This window comes from Stenotrophomonas sp. STEN147 (assembly GCF_056757995.1).
On sequence record NZ_JBRRCG010000003.1, the window covers coordinates 91,681 to 110,275 of the forward strand.

The 18,595-nt window shown below is 63.0% G+C and carries 17 protein-coding genes; 9 read left to right on the top strand and 8 right to left on the bottom strand.

All coding sequences use genetic code 11. The features are described from left to right. Nucleotides 1-18 precede the first annotated feature (18 nt). Nucleotides 19-450 carry an OsmC family protein gene (locus ACVOKU_RS05260; RefSeq protein WP_053516662.1) on the bottom strand — a complete coding sequence of 144 codons (432 nt, stop codon included), beginning with the start codon at nucleotides 448-450 and terminating at the stop codon, nucleotides 19-21. A 371-nt stretch (nucleotides 451-821) separates the two neighbouring features. Between ACVOKU_RS05260 and ACVOKU_RS05265 the strand changes: the two genes are divergently transcribed. The 4 genes from ACVOKU_RS05265 to ACVOKU_RS05280 all read left to right on the top strand — a co-directional run bounded on the left by ACVOKU_RS05265 (nucleotide 822) and on the right by ACVOKU_RS05280 (nucleotide 3,096). Further along, nucleotides 822-1,220, top strand: coding sequence for an HU family DNA-binding protein (locus ACVOKU_RS05265; RefSeq protein WP_053516661.1), 399 nt, complete (start codon nucleotides 822-824; stop codon nucleotides 1,218-1,220). Nucleotides 1,221-1,518: 298 nt separating this feature from the next. After that, nucleotides 1,519-1,827 carry a DUF3861 family protein gene (locus ACVOKU_RS05270; RefSeq protein ID WP_053516660.1) on the top strand — a complete coding sequence of 103 codons (309 nt, stop codon included), beginning with the start codon at nucleotides 1,519-1,521 and terminating at the stop codon, nucleotides 1,825-1,827. Between the two features lie 55 nt (nucleotides 1,828-1,882). After that, entirely contained in the window at nucleotides 1,883-2,422 is a 540-nt protein-coding gene (locus ACVOKU_RS05275; RefSeq protein ID WP_193396388.1) for a hypothetical protein, read from the top strand. 77 nt (nucleotides 2,423-2,499) lie between these two features. Continuing rightward, the gene (locus tag ACVOKU_RS05280) at nucleotides 2,500-3,096 is read left to right on the top strand and encodes a YceB family lipoprotein (RefSeq protein WP_065174554.1); all 597 of its coding nucleotides are present in this window, start codon (nucleotides 2,500-2,502) and stop codon (nucleotides 3,094-3,096) included. 65 nt (nucleotides 3,097-3,161) lie between these two features. Here ACVOKU_RS05280 and ACVOKU_RS05285 read toward each other — a convergent pair whose 3' ends face one another. Together ACVOKU_RS05285 and ACVOKU_RS05290 are read right to left on the bottom strand one after the other, a co-directional pair. Further along, a complete protein-coding gene (locus ACVOKU_RS05285) occupies nucleotides 3,162-3,704 on the bottom strand; it encodes a type 1 glutamine amidotransferase domain-containing protein (protein ID WP_481504665.1) in 543 nt (180 codons plus the stop codon). A 132-nt stretch (nucleotides 3,705-3,836) separates the two neighbouring features. Further along, nucleotides 3,837-4,304 carry an SET domain-containing protein gene (locus ACVOKU_RS05290; protein WP_481559326.1) on the bottom strand — a complete coding sequence of 156 codons (468 nt, stop codon included), beginning with the start codon at nucleotides 4,302-4,304 and terminating at the stop codon, nucleotides 3,837-3,839. A 214-nt stretch (nucleotides 4,305-4,518) separates the two neighbouring features. Between ACVOKU_RS05290 and ACVOKU_RS05295 the strand changes: the two genes are divergently transcribed. The 5 genes from ACVOKU_RS05295 (at nucleotide 4,519) to ACVOKU_RS05315 (ending at nucleotide 9,811) form a co-directional block, all read left to right on the top strand. Continuing rightward, nucleotides 4,519-4,974: an SUF system Fe-S cluster assembly regulator gene (locus ACVOKU_RS05295; RefSeq protein ID WP_053516656.1), complete on the top strand. Its 456-nt coding sequence runs from the start codon at nucleotides 4,519-4,521 to the stop codon at nucleotides 4,972-4,974. 16 nt (nucleotides 4,975-4,990) lie between these two features. Then, a complete protein-coding gene (gene sufB, locus ACVOKU_RS05300; RefSeq protein WP_065182413.1) occupies nucleotides 4,991-6,466 on the top strand; it encodes a Fe-S cluster assembly protein SufB in 1,476 nt (491 codons plus the stop codon). Between the two features lie 65 nt (nucleotides 6,467-6,531). Further along, nucleotides 6,532-7,296: a Fe-S cluster assembly ATPase SufC gene (gene sufC, locus ACVOKU_RS05305; RefSeq protein WP_053516654.1), complete on the top strand. Its 765-nt coding sequence runs from the start codon at nucleotides 6,532-6,534 to the stop codon at nucleotides 7,294-7,296. Then, a complete protein-coding gene (gene sufD / locus ACVOKU_RS05310; RefSeq protein WP_065182414.1) occupies nucleotides 7,296-8,558 on the top strand; it encodes a Fe-S cluster assembly protein SufD in 1,263 nt (420 codons plus the stop codon). Before sufC ends, sufD begins: the two co-directional genes overlap by 1 nt. Continuing rightward, nucleotides 8,555-9,811 (top strand): cysteine desulfurase, encoded by a 1,257-nt coding sequence (locus ACVOKU_RS05315; RefSeq protein ID WP_481559327.1) that lies wholly within the window; start codon nucleotides 8,555-8,557, stop codon nucleotides 9,809-9,811. The genes sufD and ACVOKU_RS05315 overlap by 4 nt, the downstream gene beginning before the upstream one ends. Nucleotides 9,812-10,397: 586 nt before the next feature. On the opposite strand, the gene ACVOKU_RS05320 is transcribed toward ACVOKU_RS05315, so the two are convergent. The 5 genes from ACVOKU_RS05320 to ACVOKU_RS05340 form a co-directional block, all read right to left on the bottom strand. Beyond that, nucleotides 10,398-10,682: a hypothetical protein gene (locus tag ACVOKU_RS05320; RefSeq protein WP_481559328.1), complete on the bottom strand. Its 285-nt coding sequence runs from the start codon at nucleotides 10,680-10,682 to the stop codon at nucleotides 10,398-10,400. Nucleotides 10,683-10,936: 254 nt separating this feature from the next. Next, a complete protein-coding gene (locus ACVOKU_RS05325; RefSeq protein ID WP_111186004.1) occupies nucleotides 10,937-11,299 on the bottom strand; it encodes an energy transducer TonB family protein in 363 nt (120 codons plus the stop codon). A gap of 592 nt (nucleotides 11,300-11,891) precedes the next feature. Beyond that, nucleotides 11,892-12,257, bottom strand: a complete 366-nt coding sequence (locus tag ACVOKU_RS05330) for a hypothetical protein (RefSeq protein ID WP_481559329.1) — start codon at nucleotides 12,255-12,257, stop codon at nucleotides 11,892-11,894. A 17-nt stretch (nucleotides 12,258-12,274) separates the two neighbouring features. Next, nucleotides 12,275-13,255: an RHS repeat-associated core domain-containing protein gene (locus ACVOKU_RS05335; protein ID WP_481559330.1), complete on the bottom strand. Its 981-nt coding sequence runs from the start codon at nucleotides 13,253-13,255 to the stop codon at nucleotides 12,275-12,277. Nucleotides 13,256-13,258: 3 nt separating this feature from the next. Further along, nucleotides 13,259-18,592 carry a wall-associated protein gene (locus ACVOKU_RS05340; protein WP_481559331.1) on the bottom strand — a complete coding sequence of 1,778 codons (5,334 nt, stop codon included), beginning with the start codon at nucleotides 18,590-18,592 and terminating at the stop codon, nucleotides 13,259-13,261. Nucleotides 18,593-18,595: the final 3 nt, after the last annotated feature.

Below are 18,595 nucleotides of genomic sequence, written 5' to 3' on the forward strand. Positions count from 1 at the left end.
GGCCCGGCGCTACCGACCTCAGCCCAGCTCGGCCTCCAGGCTGATGGGCACCGCGCTCAGTGCCTTGGACACCGGGCAGTTCTGCTTGGCATCGTCGGCGATGGCACGGAACTGCGTCGCATCGATCCCGGGCACCACGGCCTTCACTTTCAGCCGGATCTGCGAAAGCTGTGGGCCGCCTTCCATCGACAGATCCACCTTCGCCTCGGTATCCAGCGACGTCGGAGTGAAACCGGCCTCGCCGAGCTTGGCCGACAGCGCCATGGTGAAGCAGCCGGCATGCGCGGCGGCGATCAGCTCTTCCGGGTTGGTGCCCTTCTCCTCGCCGAAACGGCTGTTGAACCCATAGCGGGTCTTGTCCAGCAGGCCACTCTGCGGCGTGCTCAACTGTCCCTTGCCGGACTTCAGATCGCCTTCCCAGTGCGCGGTGGCGTGTCGCGAGATTCCCATTTGCTGCTCCTGTGTGGCGGTGATGAACGGTCACCCTCGCATGGCGCACGTTATGCCTGCGTCGCTCTGCCGCATTGCAGCGCGACCGGCACGCGTGCTCCAGCTCCATCGCGCCACCTCCGCTCGATGCCGTTTTTCCCTTGTTTTCAGCGGTTTCGCACTTCCAGCCGGCGCAAGGGTCGGCGCTTTTCTGCCCCTCCGGGTGCCCCTGCCCCCTACCGCCGGCCATGTACTGAATCGGCCTGGATATGAAAAAACATGCACTTTCCGCGCTCCGGGCTATTGGCGGCGCCCGAGAGTTGCCCTACATTGCGCTTGCCGACGGGGTTCGGCGCCGACCAAACAACCAACCGTTCACGGAACAGGAAACCATGGCAAAGACCGCTAAGAAGGCTGCCCCGAAGAAGGCAGTGAAGAAAGTCGCGACGAAGGCTGCCGCCAAGCCGGCCGCTCCGAAGCCGATCAAGGAAGTGCTGACCAAGTCCGGCCTGGTTGCACACATCGCTGAAGCCTCCGGCGTTGTCGCCAAGGACGTGCGCGCTGTGCTGGCCTCGCTGGAAGGCGCTGTCGCCTCTTCGGTGCACAAGAAGGGCGCTGGCTCCTTCACCCTGCCGGGCCTGCTGAAGATCACCACCGTCAATGTGCCGGCCAAGCCGAAGCGCAAGGGCATCAACCCGTTCACCAAGGAAGAGCAGTGGTTCGCCGCCAAGCCGGCCACCACCAAGCTGAAGGTTCGTCCGCTCAAGAAGCTGAAGGACGCCGCGCTGTAAGCGCGCGCCATTCGGCGGATGCATGACGGGACGGCCCAGGCCGTCCCGTTTTTTTTGGCGCCCCCGGCGGTTCCGCGCAGGCAGCGACCATCTTCCGGGCACGGCGCCGGGCATCGCAACACAGCGTTGCCCCAGCAGCGCAATCGGCCTCCCAGGCCCGCCACCACAGGCTGCGGCCACGCTTCCCCCGCACTTCGTCCAACCGGGTGGAACACTGCGTGCAGCGCCGGCCGTCGCCGCCGGCGGCGGCCTTGCCTATGGTGGGCACATTCCCCCACAGCAACGGCGAGCACCTCTCATGGCCAGCCCCTCCACCCGCTACCGGATCTCGGTGACTCCGATCGAAAAGGACGGGTTGCAGTGCACCGGGCGCTGCACCATCGAACTGGAACATCGCGCCAGTCGCGACCTGATGCGACTGCTCGAAGCGGCACCGCGCACCGCAGGACTCAGTGGCGACGAGCGCGCCACGCTGGTGGTCGCCACCCAGTTGCTGCGCGACATCGTGCAGCGTCATGCCGACACCGACGGTCATGCACTGGCCGCACTCGCCGCCCAGGTCCTGCCGGCGCTGGATGCGCTGGATCAGCTGCCATCTTCCCGCTGAAGACCCCGTAGTCGATACACTGCCGTCCTCCAGGTCGCCTCGGGGAGGAGGCACCATGCGCAGGACCCTGCTGTTGCTGATGCCGCTGGTCGTGCTGGGCTGTTCCCGGCCGCCCCCCGCGGTGGATATCACCGCCCCGGTCGCCACCAGACCGGATGATGTACACCGGCAGCCGACGGCCGTGGGCGATGAGGCTGCATCGCTGCGGCCACCCTCCGTCCAGCCGTTGCTGGCCGCAGTGGCCGACGACGCTGAGCCGCCCGGGGACATGCTCAGCCGGTACATGACCGACCTGCTCAATCGCGACCACGCCGCGAGCGACGCTGCCTGGACCTTCCCACCCGCCGACCCGCGGCGGGCGGATGACGCCGCGCTGCGCCAGCTGGACAACGTGCGCGCCCTGCGCCTGCGCAGCCAGACGCCGGTCGCCGTCGACGGCAAGCATCCGCCGCAGCTGCTGGAAGTTCCGGTCCAGGTCCGCGCCGTGACCGCCGACGGCACCTTCCGCTTTGGTGGCTGGTATCGCGTGCAGCCCAACGCCGACGGCAGTGCCTGGCAGATCCAGTCGGCGCAGCTGCGGCCCTCTTTGGACTGAACCGCTGCAACGGCATGCACGCTCGATTCAGCCTGCAAAGCTACTCTGTAGCCACCCCGCCCTTTCCGGTCACCGCCATGCGCCTGCGTCCCCTGATGACCCGCCTCGCCGCCGCCACCGTCCTGATCGCCGCTGCGATCGGGGCGCAGGCCGCACCTTCGATTTCCGGCCGCGAACTCTCGGTTGGCGCCAGCGACGTGCAGCAGTACCTGGACGGCAGTTTCCCGCGTACCCAGGATGCACTTGGCGGCCTGATCGCGCTGACGATGAGCCATCCGCAACTGAGCCTTCCGGCAGGCGAACGCCTGAACCTGGGCATGGACGTGGCGCTTGCAACCGCCGGCGGCAGTCCGGCCAAGCTCGGTACGGTCAAGCTCAGCAGCGGCCTGCGTTATGACGCCCAGACCCAGGGCTTCCACCTGCAGCAGCCGAGCGTGGACGATTTCACCCCGGCCAATCAGGGCGGCCGCCTCGATTCACGTACCCGTGGGCTGCTCAATGCCTGGCTGAGCGACTATGCGCAGCGTGAACCGATCTACAAGCTTGATCCGGCCGTGGCCGGCATGCTCGGTGCGCTGCAGGTGCAATCGGCACAGGTGAAGAACGGCAAGCTGGTCGTCACCTTCAACCAGAACCTCGGCAACCTGGTACCTGCGGGCCTGCTCGGCAACTGAGCCGAGCTGCAGCACCATGCCCGGCCTCCAGCGGCCGGGCACGGGTGTGACACAGCGGCAGATCGTCAGGCGGCCAGCGCGCGGACGACGGCCTCGCTGAAGGCGGGAATGTCGTCGGGCTTGCGGCTGGTGATCAGATTGCCGTCCACCACCACCTCGGCATCCTGCCAGCGCGCACCGGCGTTGAGCAGATCCTGCTGCAGTGACGGCCACGAGGTGACCTCGCGGCCGTTGGCCAGATCACTGTTGATCAACAGCCAGGGGCCGTGGCAGATCGCCGCGACCGGCTTGCCGGCCGCGGCCAGTTCACGGATGAAATCCACGGCGGCCTGATCCGTGCGAAGCGTGTCCGGATTGATCACGCCACCGGGCAGTACCAGGGCATCGAACCCTGCCGCGTCGGCTTCGCTCAGGGGGATGTCCACCGCCACCGCCTCGCCCCAGTCCTTCTCTTTCCAGCCTTTGATGGTGGCTTCCTTCGCTGGCGATATCACGCTGACCCGGGCGCCTTCCGCTTCAAGCAGGCGCTTGGGTTCAATCAGTTCGGACTGCTCGAAGCCGTGGGTGGCCAGGATGGCGATCTGTCTGCCTTTGAGGCGCTGGGCCATGAGTGCACTCCCGTTGGTGAGGATGGGAACCCAGCGTGCGGCAACGCGCATTGAAGCGGAGTGACCCGCGTGTCGATGGCAGGTGCATGCCCGCGATGCGGCCGGCGATCGGCCGGCCGTACCCGGTGCCGGTCAGCGCTTGGGCTGCAGCATGGTGCCGGTGCACTTGGGCGAACCGCAGCGGCACTCCCAGATCTTCTTCAGCTTGGCCGTATGGCGCTCGGCCAGGACGATGCCGTAGTTGTAGGTCAGCTCCTCACCGGCGTCGATATCGCGCAGCGCTTCGATGAACACCTTGTCACCACGGCTGTCGCCGTCCGCATCTTCCTCGATCACCGCCTCGCAGTTGGGGTCGCAGCTGTGGTTGATCCAGCGCGCATCGTTGCCCTTGTAATTGGCATCGATCACCCAGTCGTCGTTGAGGGTGAACAGGAAGGTGTGGCCGCTTTCGACGTCACCGCTGTCATCGGCATCGACGTCGCCATGGCTGCGCAGCAGGCCCTTGTACTGGATCACGCGCTCGCCCTGCTTGATCGGGGCCACGGCGAACACACCGTTGCCATGGATGGCGGACTTGCGGGCTTGGATCTTCTTCGGCATCGGCACGGGCTGTTTGCAGCGAAAGGAACCCGGATTCTCGCCCATTCCGGGCAATTGCGAAAATCGTCCCGATGCTCCAGCATGTCGCCCCGATCGTGACTGCGGGTGAACGGCCCCGGCCAGGGTCTCCCAGCGCCGGCTGAATGCCCGGGTTGGATGCCGGCGAAGAAAAGCGTACAATTTCAGTCCGCTTTAAGAACCGCTCGCATCCCCCATGTTGCGCGTCACCAAACTCACCGATTACGCCACCGTCGTGCTGACCGTGCTCGCCGCCCGTCCGGGCGAAGTGCTCAGCGCCACCGAGCTGGCCGAATTCACCGGCCTGGAGCCGCCCACCGTCAGCAAGGTCCTCAAGCCGCTGGCACAGGCCGGCCTGGTCGAGGGCCTGCGCGGCGTCCGCGGCGGCTATCGGCTGACCCGGCCCGCCGTGGAGGTCTCGCTGTTCGAAGTGGTGGAAGCAATGGAAGGGCCGCTGGCCCTGACCGAGTGTAGCCACGACCACCACCAGTGCGGCATGGCGCCCAAGTGCGGCGCGCGCAGCAGCTGGCGGCTGATCAACGACGTGGTCTCCGAGGCCCTGCGCGATGTCAGCCTGGCGCAGATCCTGCCCCCTCTTCCCCTTGTCGATGACGAACAGCGCCGCACCATCGCTGTCGACGTCGTCTCCTGATCCGTAGGCAGCCCCCATGGCCACCGAAACCATCGAAACCGTCGCCCACGACGACACCCCCAACCGCGAGATCCATGAGCAGCTCGGCCGCAAGTACTCGGCCGGCTTCGTCACGGACATCGAATCGGACTCGCTGCCCCCGGGCCTGGACGAGGACACCATCCGTGCGCTGTCCGCCAAGAAGGACGAGCCGGAATGGATGACGCAGTGGCGCCTGGACGCCTACCGCCACTTCCTGACGATGCCGATGCCGAACTGGGCCAAGCTGCAGATCGCCCCGATCGACCTGCAGGCGCTCAGCTATTACTCGGCACCGAAGGGCCCGAAGTACGCCTCGCTGGATGACGTGCCCAAGGAACTGCTCGATACCTACGACAAGCTGGGCGTGCCGCTGCACGAGCGCGCCAAGCTGGCCGGTGTGGCGGTGGACGCGGTGTTCGACTCGGTCTCGGTCGGCACCACATTCCGCAAGGAACTGGCCGAGAAGGGCATCATCTTCTGTTCGATGTCCGAAGCCATCAAGGAACATCCGGAACTGGTGCGCCAGTACCTGGGCACCGTGGTGCCGGTCGGTGACAACTACTTCGCCGCGCTCAACTCGGCGGTGTTCTCCGATGGCAGCTTCGTGTTCATTCCCAGGGGCGTGCGCTGCCCGATGGAGCTGAGCACCTACTTCCGCATCAACGCCGGCCACACCGGCCAGTTCGAGCGCACCCTGATCGTGTGCGAGGACAAGGCCTACGTGTCCTACCTGGAAGGCTGCACCGCGCCGATGCGCGACGAGAACCAGCTGCACGCCGCGGTGGTCGAGCTGGTGGCGCTGGAAGATGCGGAGATCAAGTACTCCACGGTGCAGAACTGGTATCCGGGCGACGAGAACGGCGTCGGTGGCATCTACAACTTCGTCACCAAGCGCGCCGAGTGCCGCGGTGCACGCAGCAAGGTCACCTGGACCCAGGTCGAAACCGGCTCGGCGATCACCTGGAAGTATCCCTCCTGCGTGCTGCTGGGCGATGACTCGGTCGGCGAATTCCACTCCGTCGCGCTGACCCACCATCGCCAGCAGGCCGACACCGGCACCAAGATGATCCACGTCGGCAAGCGCACCAAGAGCAAGATCGTCAGCAAGGGCATCAGCGCCGGTCGCGGCCAGAACACCTACCGCGGTCTGGTCAAGGTCGACCGCAATGCCGAGGGCGCGCGCAACTACACCCAGTGCGATTCGCTGCTGATCGGCAAGCAGTGTGGCGCCCACACCTTCCCTTACATCGAGGTGAAGAACCCGGGCGCCACCGTCGAGCACGAGGCCACCACCTCCAAGATCTCCGACGACCAGCTGTTCTACTGCCGCGCCCGTGGCATCAGCCAGGAAGACGCGGTGTCGATGATCGTCGACGGCTTCTGCAAGCAGGTGTTCCGCGAACTGCCGATGGAATTCGCAGTGGAAGCCAAGAAGCTGCTGGAAGTCTCGCTGGAAGGTTCGGTGGGCTGAGCCCTGCCCTCGCAACGCATTCTTTTTATCGGCGGGCTGCGGCCCGCCTCACGGAAATTCCCACCATGCTGAAGATCGAAAACCTCCACGCCCGCATCGGCGACAAGGAAATCCTCAAGGGCCTTTCGCTGGACGTCCAGCCCGGCCAGGTGCACGCCATCATGGGCCCGAACGGCGCCGGCAAGTCCACCCTGGGCAACGTTCTGGCGGGCCGCGACGGCTATGAAGTGACCGAAGGCAGCGTCCGGTTCGACGGCGTCGATCTGCTCGACCAGGACCCGGAAGCGCGCGCCGCTGCCGGCCTGTTCCTGGCGTTCCAGTATCCGGTGGAAATCCCGGGCGTGAACAACACCTACTTCCTGCGCGCGGCACTGAACGCACAGCGCAAGGCACGCGGCGAGGACGAACTCGATTCCATGCAGTTCCTCAAGCTGGTACGGCAGAAGCTGGCCGTGCTGCACCTGAAGGACGAACTGCTGCACCGTGGCGTCAACGAAGGCTTCTCCGGTGGCGAGAAGAAGCGCAACGAGATCTTCCAGCTGGCCGTGCTGGAACCGAAGCTGGCGATCCTCGACGAAACCGATTCGGGCCTGGACATCGATGCGCTGAAGAGCGTGGCCGACGGCGTCAATGCGCTGCGCGCCGCCGACCGTTCGTTCCTGGTCATCACCCACTACCAGCGCCTGCTGGACTACATCAAGCCGGACGTGGTGCACGTGCTGGCCGACGGCCGCATCGTCAAGAGCGGTGGCCCGGAGCTGGCGCTGGAACTGGAAGCGCACGGCTATGACTTCCTGAAGGACCGGGTCGTGCCCGAGGCGGCGGTCTGATGAGCGCCCTGCTTGATTCCATGGCCCAGGCCTTCTGCGGCAGCGATGCGCGCCGCGAAGTGCTGGATGCGGCCCTGCGTGATGGCCTGCCGGCCGCCCGCAACGAAGCCTGGAAGTACACCTCGCTGCGCCAGCTGGAGCGCCGTGCCTTCGCCGCCGCGCCGCTGTCGCCGCCGGTGCTGGATGTGGCCGTGCTGGAAGACATCCCCGCGCCGCGCCTGGTGTTCGTCAACGGCCGCCTCAGCGACGCACTGAGCGACACCCACGGCCTGCCGGCCGGCGTGCAGCTGGAACCGCTGTCCTCGGCGCTGGCCGCCGGTGAGGATGCCGCGCGTTTCCTCGGCCGCCGCTACGAGCGCAGCGACGAAGTGTTCGCCCGCCTGAATGCCGCCCTGGCCGATGAAGGCGCGGTGCTGCGCGTGGACGACGGCGTGCAGGTCGAGGCACCGCTGCAGCTGGTGTTCGCCAGCGTCGCCGGTGACACCGATCTGGCCTGGCACCACCGCCACCTGATCGAACTGCGTGCCGGCGCCAGCCTGGGCGTGGTCGAACACCGCTTCAGCGTCGGTGACTCCGCCCACCTGGACAACACCGTGCTGCACGTCCACGTTGCGCGCGACGCCGTGCTCAAGCATGCGCGCGTGCAGGCCGGCAGTGCACGCCAGACCAGCATCCTGCGCACCGACGCGGTGCTGGCCCGTGACGCGCAGTATCACCGCGTGGACCTGGAACTGGGCGCCGCGCTCAGCCGCCATGAACTGAACGTACGGCTGGAAGGCGACAACGCGCAGCTGACCGCCAATGGCGTGCTGCTCGGCAATGGCCGCCGCCACGTCGATACCCGCCTGGGCATCGACCACATCGCCCGCGATACCCGTAGCGAGCTGCTGTGGCGCGGCGTGGCCGCCAACCGCAGCCGCGTGGTGTTCCATGGTGGCATCCAGATCCGCGAAGGCGCCGACGGCACCGACGCGAACCTGTCCAACAAGAACCTGCTGCTGTCGGCCGACGCCGAGATCGACACCCAGCCGGTGCTGGTGATCGATGCCGACGAAGTGAAAGCCGCACACGGTGCGACCGTCGGCCAGCTCGATGCGAACGCGCTGTTCTACCTGCGCTCGCGTGGCCTGCCGCAGGCACAGGCGCAGGCACTGCTGAGTGCCGCGTTCTGCCATGAGCCGCTGAAGGTACTGCCGGACGCGCTGCGCGAGCAGCTGGCACGCCGCCTGGACAAGGCCCTGGCCGAGGCGGGTGTGGCATGAATCTCTCCACCCCGCGCCCGATCGAAGAACGCGCCAGCGCCCCTGACTGGGATCGCGTGCGTCTCGACTTCCCGCTGCTGATGCGTGAAGTGCATGGCAAGCCGCTGGTCTATTTCGACAACGCCAACACCGGCCAGAAACCGGTGCAGGTGATCGGCGCGGTGGATGAGTTCTATCGCCGCTACAACGCCAACGTCAGCCGCGCGGTGCATGCCCTGGGCAGCGAAGCCACCGATGCCTACGAAGGTGCGCGCAACAAGCTGGCGCGCTTCCTCAACGTGCGCCCCGGCGATCTGGTGCTGTGCAGCGGCACCACCTTCGCCATCAACCTGGTGGCGTACTCGTGGGCGCTGCCGCGATTGAAGTCCGGTGATGTGATCCTGGTCTCGCGCATGGAGCACCACGCCAACATCGTGCCGTGGCAGCTGGTCGCGCAGCGTACCGGCGCCACCCTCCGCGTGGCCGAGATCACCCCGGATGGCGCGCTCGACCTGGATGCGCTGCGTGCGGCCATGACCCCCGAGGTCAAGCTGCTGGCGGTCACCCACGTGTCCAATGTGCTCGGCACGGTCAACCCGGTGCGCGAGATCTGCCGTGAGGCGCGCAAGCGCGGCATCATCACCGTGGTGGACGGTTCGCAGGCCGCACCACACCGCAAGGTCGACGTCGCCGCGATCGGCTGCGACTTCTATGCCATCACCGGCCACAAGATGTGCGGACCGACCGGCACCGGCGCCCTCTGGGCACGCCGCGAGCATCTGGATGCGATGCCGCCGTTCCTCGGCGGTGGCGAGATGATCAAGGAAGTCAGCTTCGACGGCACCGTGTTCAACGATGCCCCGCACAAGTTCGAGGCCGGCACCCCGAACATCGCCGGCTTCATCGGCCTGGGCGTGGCCGCCGACTACCTGCAGGACATCGGCCAGGAGCACGTGGAGGCGCGGGAAGCCGAGCTGCTCGCCCACTTCACCGAAGAGCTGCGCCGCGTCGAGGGCCTGCGCATCATCGGTGAAGCGCCGGAGAAGGCGGCCGTGGTCTCGTTCCTGATCGACGGCGCGCATGCACACGACCTGGCCACCCTGCTCGACCTGGAAGGCGTGGCCGTGCGTTCCGGCCAGCACTGCGCACATCCGTTGCTGCAGTACTTCGGTGTCGCAGCCACCTGCCGTGCCTCGCTGGCGTTCTACAACACGCACGAAGAGATCGAGCGGTTCATGACCGCGCTGACCAAGGTACGTAAGTTGCTCGGCTGAGGATTCACCATAGCCAGGGAAATACGGGAACGCCGCAGGGGACTGCGGCGTTTTTTTATGCGCGTGGGACGCAAGCCAGTAGAGGTGAAACCGGGAAATGCCGAGTGATGCCAGGAACGGGCAATCTCATCGTAATGCCGAACCATTCCACCATCAGCGGCCTTGAGACCTCGCCTTCCACATGCCAACGAGCATGGATACCCCGGAAGCAATCAAGAAGACGTACGTCATCACGACGCCCCTCAACACCCACCGTTCACCCTGATGGAGCGCCCGCCCTTTGGAATTGAGGGCAAGCACTGCGATACCACGCAAGCATCCAAGCCACCAATCAACTTTCATGATTCCGGCTGCAGCAAGTACTTCTGGCCGTTCGCGCTCGATCCTCAGCAACATCCTGTGAGCCGCAAATGCGTTTATCCACATGGCACCTAGAATGATGGAAGCCCAAACGGGGTAACTCTCAACAAGGCTTTTCATCGCCCCTCACGTTGGCACTGCACTATAAAAATTCTCCAGACACACTCCACCGCTCACATCAATCCGCAACTTCCGCTATACGGCAAACCCCTCCACCCACATCCGCCTAAACCTTGACATAGAGATTGTTCGTAAAATACACATCTCCATAGCAAACCACACGGGCATTATTCACGTAGTACGTTACAACAAGCGAGGAATCAGCAGCGATCTCCGGTTTTGCAGCCCTGCTTTCACCGACAGGAATTGCTCCCAGGTCAACCACACCACCGCCGACCTCCAAGCTGATGTCATGAATCACGTCCCTTTCAACATTCTTTACAACAATCACAGGATCCGACAACCAATCACAACCTTGCAGCCCGGTGAAATGACCACAGCTGCCAGGCATGAGCGGATTCGACACAGTGATGTACAGCCGTCGGTAGCAACATGACCCCAACCGTGCTGCAGCAGCAGTTGGAGTGAATCAGCGAGCTGCCGAAGGCCAAGCAGAAGATGGTGAGCGAGGTTCCGGACTCGCTGTCGGCGCATGCCGGGCGATAATCCACCCGATCTCCGCAATGACGACAAGGCCCGCGATGTGTGGCCTGGTGTTCCATAGGCTGTCAAGGGCCAATCCTGGATCACTTTCCGACTTTCGATTTACGGAGCATCTCTCGACGGATAGTCAAACACCAATGCAAATTCTCCCTCGGAATCGCTTTGAGGCAACTCAAACCTGAACTTCTTCAATGTTTCTCTGGCAGCAACATCGATGGCCCTATTTCTAGAGCTCTTGTCAATGCTGACATTGATCGGCTCCCCACGCTTATCAATATGGAATCGAATTCTGACACAGGCGGCTTCATATCCAGACCCCAGTGGATCTCTCGGCACCCTAAATGACTCACTGTGCAGAATCAGCGCTTCAGTCTTTTGAATCACTTCCGCCCAACCACCGGATCTGCAATCGCATGCCATGCCATTCGCAACAAATATTAGGAAAGCCGTGGAAACAGGAAACATTCTACTGCCCTCCAAACAATGTCTCTGGCACAGGAATTCCACAGCAATTCGTTCTTAGCGGCAATCCCAAATGCTGCCCGTATGGCTTCTCTAAAAATCCTATCGCCCTGTCATCGCGGGCGGTTCATTATCACCTTTCGGGCTCAGTCAATCGACCGACGATCAGGCAATCGGCATTCCTCCCTTGACCTCCTGGAGATCAGAGCCACACACTCGTTGACTGGAAGTCCACAGGTGTCCGCTGACATGACGACACCTTCATGGTTGGTCAAGACGAAATAGATCCTCAGCTTCTCGTTCCCCGCCTGATCAAATGATGGCCTAGCGTCGATCAAATGCACCCTACAGAGTTGAGTTTCCGGCACACTTTCGGAAGCCTCGAAGCCGGACTCGAGCAACGCCGCATACTGATTTGCCCTCACATTTCCCGGGTCGTTATTTATGACCCTACTTCCACCCCCCTCCCTGCCATCGCAGGCTGCGAGTCCTGACAGGCAAAGCACGGCTACAAAAATACCGACCAGTCTTCCAAAGCCACCAAGCACAGGGGAATTTCTCACTGGAATCGCTCCCGAGACTTCGCACACCACATTTATGTTCTTTCACAGAATCCGATCATTCTCTCCACAATGACCGAAGCACACTGACCTTCGTCAGCATCACACGTCGAAGCAGCCAAGAAACTTCCGCCACCACCCGTTAGTACGTAGAAAATCCTTCTATCCCTTCGACCGTCCCGGGAGAGCTCGAGCTGCGACACCACCAATTCCGCGTTGACCTCACCCTTTCCAGCGACAGGGCGGGACCGAATGATTTTATCCATCTCAGCATGTATTTTCTGAGATGCAGAACTATCGTGATCCTGATTGGCAACCTTGAGCACACAATCCTGATCCTGCACGCAAGAGGCCAGAAGCGGCAGCGACACCACAGCAAGCAGAAAAAATCTGGTATTCATCGAAACCCCTATCTCAGTCATTTCCCCGAAAGCTGCTTGTCAAGACGCTTCGCATCAAGTCGCCCTTCAACCCTGAAGAACCCCTTGAAATCACTAAGTCGATGCCGAGACGTCGTATCGTTACTTAGTATCGCATCTTCATCCCTTGCAGTGATTCGTGTGCCATTTCGGTCTGCCATAATATGATCAGAGGAGTAGCCCTCCATGGGGCTCGACTTACGCCCGTCTCGTGTCCCATAGTCGCGATAGCCCTCAGGCGCACCTGCAAAGTGCAGAATATCGTGGACAGCCGCACCAATCCAATCGCTCTCAGAGCTATCAATATGCGCCGTGCGCCCACCGATACCGCCGTATACCCCTTGGCCGGCACGAGGATAATTGGCGTAATCTTTCCCTGGCCCTAGGTTCATTGAATTTTGCCCAGATCCACCGGGAGCGCCCAACACCTGCAGCCGAACTTTAATCCCACGGTATTCGGAAGCAATCGAGTCTACTCGACTCCTGATAGCCTCAACATTGGTTTTTGTCGCAGACGGCCCTGTAAAATGAACTGGAATCACCAATACATTAACATCTGAAAAATATATTGCATCTGCACCATCAGGATCGACAAACCTATACGGATTTCCATTTCCATACCTGTATCGGCCAAAATTCGCATGGGGACTTTTAAGGGGAGCAACTGGATCCACCGAAAGAAACGCTCCGACACCCGGGTCATAATACCGCTGCTGCATGTAGCTCAGCCCCGTCCCGGAGTCTGTCACATGCCCCGTATACCCCGGCCCATCCTTCAGCGGCCGGTTGACCACGGCCCCATACGGCTCATACACCGTGCGCTCGATGACATTGCCGCTGGCATCGGTGATCGCTACCGGAGAACCCAGGGCATCGGTATGGATGTACTCCACCGTTTCCTGGGCCGCAGCCGGCACAATCCAGGCCGCCAGCGTCACAAGAAAAACGGCACGCATCAGTAAAGAAGTGATTCCATTCATGGCTCAGTCCCAGCTCAATACGCCAGTGGTCACCGGATGGTCCGCCGACCACGGCGAGCAACCACCGGCATTGCAGGCACGCACGCGATAGTCGCCGGCACAGTAGGCATTGCCGTTGGCGCTCACATAGGCCTTGGGTCCGGTATACAGGCGCTTTCCGCCACCGCCACTTTCAAGCTGGTACTCGGTGGCATCCGCCACCTGGCTCCAGCCCACCGAGCACTGGACCTGGTAGGGCGCCTTGCGCGTGGTCAGCCATTCAGCCAGGTAGAAACCCGGCGTTGCCGGAGGAAGTGCCACGACCACGGTCACGACGCCCGAGTAGGGGCTGCAACCCACGAAGTTGCAGGCACGCACTCGGTAGGCGTAGCTGCCCTTGCCGCGGCTTGCACCGAAGCTGTTCGCGGCCCCGTTGTGCACCACGGTCCAGCCTCCGCCGTTGGCACTCTCCTCCAGGATGAAGCTCTCGCTGTTGGCAGGCACCGACCAGCTCAGGCTGTACTGCGGCACGTTCACTAAGCCCGGCGCACTGATTACCGGCTCGATCGCCGGCGCCCCGATCACCGCAACCGTAGCGGTGGCCGACCATGGCCCGCAGCCCGCGCCGTTGCAGGCAGCAACCCGATAGCCATAGCTGCCCACGCCACGCGCAGTGGTGGCATAGGAGCTGGCGTTGCCGTCGAACAGCGTGACCCATCCCCCACCATTGCTGCTTTCCTGCAGGGTGTAGCGTGTGGCACCGGCCACTCCATTCCAGCCAATGCCGATGCTGCCCGGTGCAGATCGCGCCGGCGCGGAGACGCTTGGCGCAGCGGCAGGCGGATACACCACTGCCACCGACGCCGTGGCGCTGTATCCGGTGCATCCCACCGGATTACATGCGCGGATCCGGTAGCTGTAACTTCCCGCGGCCTTACCACTGAATGCCTTGGACTGACCGGCTGCGTTATGAACCTGACCCCATGCACCTCCGTTGGCGCTTTCCTGCAACTCATAGCGCTCGGCGCCAGACGCTGCGGACCACCCCACGTTGTAAGTGCCATTGAAGGCTGTGGCGGGCACCGTCAGTGCGGGCACCGTGGACGGTGCCAGCGCCACAGCCACTGACGCGACGTTACTCCATCCGCCGCACACCGCACGGCAGCCGCGCACCCGGAACTGATAGCTGCCGGTAACCAGGCCAGTGCTGGTGAACGACTGCGCCGCGCCATCGAAGACCGTACTCCAAGTGCCGGTCAGCGCACGCTGCAGTTCGTAGCGGTTGGCGCCACCTGCCGGACTCCAGGTCAGGTTCACGCTGCCCTGGGTGATGTAGCCCGGTGCACTCAGTGCCGGAACGCTGGGCGCCGCCTCGCCATGCACCTGTGCCAGCAGGCTGCCGGACAGATAGAGATAGTCCGTCTGCTTGCCCGTGCGTTCGTTGCGCTGGAAACGCAGCACGCCGCCGTTGTCGTAGAACGAATAGATCGCCCCCTTGCCACTCGCGCTGGCTTTCACGCGGCGGCCATGGGCATCGTACTCGTAGCTTTCCACCGCGCTCGCGGCACGCAGCCGGTTGCCGTAGTCGAACGAGAAAGCCTGACCGTTGCGGACCGACAGATTGCCCTGGGCGTCATAGCCCAGGCCGGTCACAGTTGCGCCCGTTGCGGTTTCGATCACATTGATCAGGCGATTGGTCGGGTCGAAGTAATGTGTACGATCCCGGCTGCCGACTTTCGCACGACGCAGGTTGTCCAGCGCGTCGTACTCATATAGCGCGTTACCAAAGGCCGGCGCAGTGACCGTCCGCAAGCGGTCCAGGCCGTCATAGGTCATGTCGCGGTTGCCGGGTGCGCCGGGGAGGCCATCGGATATGGCCATCACGTTGCCGCTGGCGTCGTAGTCGTAGCTGTCATCCAGCACCGCCGCCGCCGCTGCGGTGGCGTCGCGACTGCGGTCCGGCAGGCCGCGGGCATTCTGGGTCAACATGTGCACGACCCCGTTGCCATACACGAAGCGCGCCAGCGCACCGTTGGCGAAGTAGCTGGCTTCCTTCGCATAGCCGCCGACCGTCGTGGCCCGGCCCAGCGCATCCGGCGTGTAGCTGACGACACGTCCGCCCGGATAGGAATGGCTTGCCAGCGTGCCGTTGGCATCGTAGCCATAGGCCAGGCTCAGGTTGCCCAGATCCGGATGTTGCAGGGTTTCGCCACTGAGCAGACGGCGGCGGTTGTACTGGTACCGGTTGACGACCATCGGTCGGGTCGGATCATTCTGGGTACTGATCTCGGCCGGCAAGCCATCCGGCGTGTAGGACCAGCTTTGGTTTCCGCGGCCATCCGGGAAGATCAGGGTCGACAGGCGGTTGGCGGCGTCATAGCTGCGCTTCACCGCACGCCCGCTGGCCAGCGCCTCGCTGCGATTGCAGTCAGTGGTGCTCGCCAACGTCATGCCAGCCGCCGACCAGAGCACGTTGCCCGCCGCGTCGTAGTCCTGCACCGTCGCACCGGTTTCCGGCTCGATGGTCTTGCACAGCTGCTGATAGGCATCATAGACGTAGCGGCGGGTCAACGACTGGCTGCCGTTCGCATTGCGGCGGGTAATCGCCAGCGGCTTGCCCAGTGGATCGCGCTGGATCTCGGTCACCACGCTTTCCGGGTGCTGCAGCGTCACAGGCATTTCGTAGGTGGGCTGGTCGTAGGCGAGATGACGTGTGGTTGTGGATTGACCGCGCGGATTGGTCACCTTCACCGACAGGTTGCCCACGTATTCGGTACGTGTGACCAATGTACCGAGCTCGGACGATTGACTGACCGCGATGGGACGTCCCAATGCGTCGTACTGCGTCGCGGTGCCGGTCAGGGCTGCATTGATATCGGAGAGCTGCCGCGTGGGATATGACACAAACACGGTCTTGCCACTGGCGTCGTAGCGGGTCACCACGGCGCTGTCCAGCACGTTGTTTGCATTCTCGGTCACCAGTACGGGGCGGAACATCGCATCCAGGTAGGTGTCCGTGCGCCGCCCGCCCTGCGTGCGTGAATGCTTCCACGCACCGGCCGGGACGCCCAACTGCGCGCTCCCAAGCCGCTGCAGGTCCATGCTCACGCCATTCCAGTTCACGGTGTCGCCGCTCGGGAACTGCTGGCTGCGCAGACGCCCCATGCTGTCGTAGCTGAAGCTGGTGGTTGCGCCGGTCTCGTCGGTCAGCGAGGTGATCCAGCCGTTGTCGTCGACGGCAACAGTGCGCACCGCGCCATTGGGCGCCTCGGCTGTGGCCGGCATCCGCAGTTGCTGCGGAACACCGCGCTTCCATCCCGACAGATGGCTGGTATTGCCGCGGCCATCGGATACCGACGCCACGGTACCGTCAGCCGCATAAGTCACCTGCTGTGCCAGACGACCGAATGCGTAGGCGCGCAAAGGCAACGCTTTGGCCGTGTCGAACTCGGTGCGGGACTGTTCAATGCCATTGAGGACACTACGCGCGGACTGACCGTTCACCCATAGCGCGGGATTGTCGTAGTAGGCCGTGGTGCTGGTGCGACTCTGTCCGGCGGAATTTGCTTCAACGACGGTGACTTCACGTGCAAATGCATCAAAGGTCTGCACAGTACGGGTGAACTGCACACCGTCCTGACTCACGACCGAACTCTGCACAGGGCGATTGAGATGCTCACCCAGTTCGCTGGCCCCGTACTTGAGATTCCGACCCGCCTCACGAGGAAACGGCGCACTGGCAAGATGCGCATCCGGGTAATAGTTGTTGCGCTCTGTCCGAACCACCGCGCCGCCAGAACTGGTGGTCGTGGACAGCAACTGACCGTCGTTGTAACCAACTTCCTTGCCAAATTCGTATGTCCGGATGACCCCATCCGGGAGGGTTTCAATCGTTATCTTGGGTTCTGCCTGCCCCACCGGGATCATCGGCCAACCGACCTGATCGACCCTTCTGTCATACTCCCACCCAAGATTTGTGTATTGATAGCTCCATTGAGCGGTAGGCATGCCAGGGCCACTGATCGTCTTGGCAACCAGAGACATCGCGTCACGATAGATGGGCGTGAGATTCCACCCATCAGCCAGCAGCTGGTCATCGCCCGAGGTCTGGCAATTGAACGGAACGTTCTTGCGCCCGTGCCGGAAGGGCCGGAAGACAAAAGTCCCCACGGCGCCGGATGGATGCGTGATGGAGGCTGCAATTTCCGTCTGCACGATCTTGTTTGTCTTCGCGCAGAGGGCCGGGACTTCCATGTAATCCCAGACGTTCTGCCCGGTATATTCCTGATGCTTCTTGGTCACGGAGACGGGTGGAAGGTTGTAGCTCCAAGCTGTCCCGTCCGGCAAGGTGACTGACTGCAGTACACCGGTAGGAGCATAACCATACGTCCAGGTTCGGCCCGCTGCCGCCGCCGAAGCGACGCGCCCCTGGGAATCATAGGAAAGGCTGATGCTGCGCCCATCGTTGGCAACGATTCGATCCAATCGTCCACCATTCCACTCGTAGCGGACCCAGTTGCCGAAACGATCAATGACCTGCGATGGATAGAGGAAAACCTTCTTCCGTTTAAGAGTGGCATGGGTGACGGTATCGTAGGGCTGAAGAACCGCAGACTCATTTTCACGAGCCACCATCCAGTCAAAGTAGTACTTGGTTCCGTCTGGCGCGTGCCCCAGGAAGCCTTCGCCCGGTTGGCCACTCTTAAGCGAACTGAGGCAGGAGAAGAACCATCCCCCTTTTGTATTCCAGGGCGTCGGCGCGCCGATACTTGGCGTTGGCTGGCGTGCATCCCCGCTGCCAGCAAGGACAGTTTCACCGCCTCCTCCCGGCAGTGAAAGCCTCACCCCCTCCCAATAGGTGTAGGGAGCAAAGCTGATGGTCTGGGTATGCTTATAGTTCCAGACATCCAGAGACGGGGGAGCGGAAACTGTCGAGCAACGTGCGCTTGGTGTCCAAAGTCCACCGACTGCGGTCTCAGGCTGGTCTCCGTAAGTGCCTGAAAGTGACGGGATGTCCAGATCCCAGTTCCCATACTCCTTGTCGTTTGCACTGCCGCCTACATCCCCGTAGCTGCGACTGAGCGCGACCGGAAGTCCGCTGTTGCCCGGCAGCGAGATATCGGTAGCCTTGAAGCTGATCGAGCCGTCATAGAGATTGACCTGCTCGCCGAAGATCTCGCCCTTCAGCGGCTCGACGAGATCACCGTACTTCAGGCGCTTGTCGTACTCCTGCCGCCAGGTCGGGACGATCTGCGCCAGGCCCACTGAAGGAAGCCCGATCGCGGCCAGCAGCAGAAGAAGCGTCGAAAGGCCAACCGGGCCAGACTGGCGCGGGCGGAGCGTGGCACGAGACCGCATGGG